The organism is Mesorhizobium sp. M4B.F.Ca.ET.089.01.1.1 (assembly GCF_004022605.1).
Taxonomy (GTDB): domain Bacteria; phylum Pseudomonadota; class Alphaproteobacteria; order Rhizobiales; family Rhizobiaceae; genus Mesorhizobium; species Mesorhizobium abyssinicae.
This window is the reverse complement of record NZ_RZOS01000465.1, coordinates 1-4,237: the sequence shown is the minus strand read 5'-3', so window position 1 is coordinate 4,237 and position 4,237 is coordinate 1. Positions and strand designations below refer to the sequence as shown.

The 4,237-nt window shown below is 64.1% G+C and carries 4 protein-coding genes; 2 read left to right on the top strand and 2 right to left on the bottom strand.

What is annotated here, in order from left to right:
• Positions 1-145 precede the first annotated feature (145 nt).
• Complete coding sequence (gene argC, locus EN780_RS28620) at positions 146-1,078, bottom strand: N-acetyl-gamma-glutamyl-phosphate reductase (RefSeq protein ID WP_127311756.1); 933 nt, start codon at positions 1,076-1,078, stop codon at positions 146-148.
• A gap of 29 nt (positions 1,079-1,107) precedes the next feature.
• Positions 1,108-2,109, bottom strand: coding sequence for an agmatinase (gene speB / locus EN780_RS28615; protein WP_127282135.1), 1,002 nt, complete (start codon positions 2,107-2,109; stop codon positions 1,108-1,110).
• A 124-nt stretch (positions 2,110-2,233) separates the two neighbouring features.
• On the opposite strand from speB, the gene EN780_RS28610 reads away from it, so the two are divergent.
• Both EN780_RS28610 and EN780_RS28605 read left to right on the top strand, forming a co-directional pair.
• Positions 2,234-3,451, top strand: a complete 1,218-nt coding sequence (locus EN780_RS28610) for an acyltransferase (RefSeq protein ID WP_128275964.1) — start codon at positions 2,234-2,236, stop codon at positions 3,449-3,451.
• A 94-nt stretch (positions 3,452-3,545) separates the two neighbouring features.
• The coding region (locus EN780_RS28605; protein ID WP_133372749.1) for a glycerophosphodiester phosphodiesterase family protein at positions 3,546-4,237 on the top strand (692 nt) is incomplete at its 3' end.

The following is a 4,237-nucleotide window of genomic DNA, read 5'->3' as shown; positions in this document are numbered from 1 at the left end:
GTGTAGGCGTCTCGTTGGTTGCGGCTGGGATACGTCTATCCCTACCGCCGGTGTGGTTTCCGTAAGGGATGCGGCTGGAGAAGGTTTCGGCAATGAGTTCGGGCGCGCTGACTTTCCAGCGCTTCGGAAATTCCGGCATGTTCGCTTACGGGGTGAGGCCGAGCATCAGGTCCATGTTCTGCACGGCGGCGCCCGACGCGCCCTTGCCGAGATTGTCGTAGACGGCGAGAAGGAGCGCCTGCGCCCGCTCGTCATTGGCAAAGACGTAGACCTTCATCTTGTTGGTGCCGTTGTAGATTTCCGGATCGACGTCGGGGATACGCTCCAGATGCGTGTAGGGCGCGACCTCGACCACGCCGCCCTCGATCGAGGCGAAATGATCGGCCAGCGCTGCATGCATTTCGGCGCCAGTCGGCACGCGCTCGAGGCCGCCGAGTTGCAGTGGCACCACGGTGATCATGCCTTGCGCGAAATTGCCGACCGCCGGTTGCATGATCGGGTCATGCGAGAGCTTCGCATAGGTCCTGAGCTCAGGCACGTGCTTGTGCTGCAGGGTGAGCCCGTAGGGCAGGAATTCGGGCGCGTCCTCGCCCTTGCCGACATAGTCCTCGATCATCGGCCGGCCACCACCGGAATAGCCGGAAATGCCGTTGACGGTGATCGGGAAGTCGGCGGGCAACAGTCCGGCTGACACAAGCGGCCTGAGCGTCGCAATCGGACCTTGCGGCCAGCAGCCGGGATTGGCGACGCGCTTCGCCGCGGCGATCCTCTTTGCCTGGTCCTTGTCCATTTCGGCGAAACCATATTCCCAGCCGGCGGCAACGCGATGCGCGGTCGAGGCGTCGATCACCCGGGTGGTGTCATTCTCGATCAGCGACACACTTTCCTTGGCGGCGGCGTCCGGCAGGCACAGGATCGCGACATCGGCGGCATTGAGGAACTCCGCTCGCGCCGCAGTTTCCTTGCGGCGCTCGGTGGGGATCGAAATGATCTCCAGGTCGCCCCGCTCGGCCAGCAGCGCCCTGATCTGCAGGCCGGTGGTGCCGTGTTCGCCGTCGATGAAGATTTTCGGTTTCATTGCCTTGAAAAGTCCCTGCGATTTCAGCGCTATATGCCCTGAGCGTGATTGACTGCAACAGTATTGCCGTTGTTTAGGTCCTCGAGCCGGGCTTTTCGCTCGGCGACCAGGCCCAGATAATGCATCGCCACCATGGAGCCCGCGATCGCCGTTATATCGGCATGATCGTAAGCGGGCGCAACCTCGACCACGTCGGCGCCGACAATGTCGATCTGGCCGAGTTGGCGCAGCGTCGACAGGATCTTCGCCGAGGACGGCCCGCCGGCGACCGGCGTGCCAGTGCCCGGTGCGAAGGCCGGGTCCAGGCAGTCGATGTCGAAGGTGAGATAGGTCTTCCTGCCGCCGGTACGGTCGACGATAGCATAGGCGATGTCGGACGCCCGCATCTCCTCGACCTCGTGACCGTAGAGGATCTTGATGCCGAACGTATCGGGGGCGTGCGTGCGGATGCCGATCTGGATCGAGCGATCGGGATCGATGATACCTTCTTTCACCGCGCGTCCGACGAAAGAGCCGTGGTCGATGCGTTTGCCGTCGTCCGGCCAGGTGTCCTGATGGGCGTCGAACTGCACCATCGCCAGCGGTCCGTGGATGGCGGCATGCGCCTTGAGCAGCGGCCAGGTGACGAAATGGTCGCCGCCGAGCGACAACAGGAAGGCGCCTGATTTCAGGATCTTGGCCGCCTCGCGCTCGATCGTGCCGGGTGTCTTCTGATGGTTGCCGCTGTCAAGCAGGCAGTCGCCGTAGTCGACAACAGCGAGGTGCTCGAACAGGTCGCGCGAGAACGGGTACTGCGGGTCGTTGTCGAGGATCGCCGAGGCGCGGCGGATCGCCTGCGGCCCGAAGCGTGCGCCCGGCCGGTTGGTAACGGCGGCATCGAAGGGAATGCCCCACACCACGGCGTCCGCGCCCCTCACGTCCTTCGTGTATCTGCGCCGCATGAACGACAGCGCGCCGGCATAGGTCGGCTCGAAGGACGCGCCCGTCTTGGAGCGGGCGGTGAAGGCATGGTCGATGTTCTGGTTCGCCATTACGGGTCCTCGGTTTTCAGCGGGTTGCCACAACTACAGAACCGGCACGCAACATGCCAGTCACAGAGTGGGGAAACGGGAATGGCGCTCGGCGAGTGCCACGACAACACAGGATTGTATCATCATGACGCAGACCGCTTTTCTCAACCCCGCGCATATGCCGGCGGCGACCCGGACCGGCACCGTGGCGAGCGAGCGTTTCCTGGTGCTCGATTCCTGGCGCGGCATCTGCGCGCTGCTGGTGGCGCTGTTCCATTTCCCGACCAACTCGACGATCTCGCAAAGCGCCTTTGTCGGCGGCTCCTACCTGTTCGTCGATTTCTTCTTCGTGTTGTCCGGCTTCGTCATCGCCAGCTCCTACGGCAACCGGCTCAGCGAGCCGGTCGAGCTTGCCCGCTTCGCGCCCGTCCGCTTCGGCCGCATCTACCCGCTGCACCTCGTGATGCTCGCCGCCTTCGCCGCCTTCGAGGAGCTGCGGCTCATGCTGCCGCAATTGCACGGCGCGGGTGCCGAGCCCTTCACCGGCGGCTTCGACCTGAACAGCCTCGTCGCCAATCTCTTCCTGCTGCAAGGCATGGGCGTCGAGGATCATCTGAGCTGGAACCCGCCGAGCTGGAGCATCTCGGCCGAATTCTTCGCCTATCTGCTGTTTGCCGCCGTTGTCTTCACGGCGGGCCGGCGCAGCTGGATCTGGCTTGTGGCCGCTGCCGTCACCGCGCCGCTTTTCCTGCTTGCCTTCTCTCGCACGCATATGGACGTGTCCTTCGACTTCGGCTTCATCCGCTGCCTCTACGGCTTCTCGCTCGGCGCGCTGCTGGCATGGTTTCAGCACGATTCCATTGCAGAGGCGCGACAGGCGCTTGCCGGTGACGGCAGGGCGCGGATCGCCTGGACGGCGGCCGAGATGGTGATGATCGCGGTGATCGGTGTTTTCGTCGCGCTGGCCGGAGACAATGATGCCGGCATCGCCGCTCCCCTGGTGTTTGCGCTGGCGCTCTACCTCTTTGCGCATGAGGGCGGCTGGATCAGCGCCTTCCTGCGCACCCGGCCGATGCTGATGCTGGGCGCGCTCTCCTATTCCATCTACATGGTCCACATCTTCGTGCAGGCGCGCATGATCAATGTCGGCGGGCTGGTGGAGCGCAAGTTCGGGCTTCACCTGCTTGGCGACATCGTGCTGCGCGGCGACCATGCGACCGGCTTCGGCGCCGATCTGCCATGGCTCGGCTTTGCCGCTATTCTCACCATGCTCGTCGCCACCATCGCCGTCTCCTGGTTCACCTGGCGCTTCGTCGAAATGCCGGCCCTGGCCTGGTTCCGGCGGCTCGCCAAGCGGATCTGAGAAGCCAATCCGTTCAAGCCCATAGCCGGCTTCGTTCACCGGCGTGTCATGCACATCGCCTAACCGGGTTCCATCCGGAACGGAGCGATTCTTGATGCGGGCAATCTTGCGAAGCCTTCTGCTTTCCGCGACGCTTGCGGCCTCGATCGGCCATGCCTTGGCCGGCGAAACGCGCGCCAGGCAGATCCTCGACCGCTTCGAGCATGCCAACCAGTGGCGCGACCATGTCATGGTGGCGGCACACCGCGCCGGCGGCATGCAGGCCGGCAAGACGCTTTACCCCGAGAATTCGCTCGCCGCGGTCGAGGCCTCGATCGCGCTCGGCGCCGAGATCGTCGAGGTCGACATCAGGCGCTCCAAGGACGGCGAGTTCGTCGTCATGCATGACAGCTGGCTCGACCGCACCACCAACTGCAAGGGCGAGGTGGTCGACCATACTGTCGCCGAACTGAAGAGATGCAGGCTTGTCCTGGAGGGCACCGGCGCCATCACCAGCGAGCCGGTCTCGACGCTGCGCGAAATGCTGATGGCGACCAGGGACCGGATCCTGATCAACCTCGACAACAAGCTCGACGTTCATGCTCTGCCCGGCATGATCGCGGTTGCCCGCGATCTCGGCATGGCCGATCAGGTCATCGTCAAGGAGAACCTCTGGAACCAGCAGCGGATCGACACCGTCAAGGCGGCGATCGACGCTATCGGCGGCGGCTTCCAGTTCATGCCGATCATCGCCGACGATGCCGTGCGCGACGCCGCCTTCGCCGAGAAGGTTGGCCGCGTCTTTTC

Bases quoted from the DNA above. Each gene is read 5' to 3' on its own strand.
- speB (WP_127282135.1), bottom strand. From the start codon at position 2,109: ATGGCGAACCAGAACATCGACCATGCCTTCACCGCCCGCTCCAAGACG.
- argC (WP_127311756.1), bottom strand. From the start codon at position 1,078: ATGAAACCGAAAATCTTCATCGACGGCGAACACGGCACCACCGGCCTG.
- EN780_RS28610 (WP_128275964.1), top strand. From the start codon at position 2,234: ATGACGCAGACCGCTTTTCTCAACCCCGCGCATATGCCGGCGGCGACC.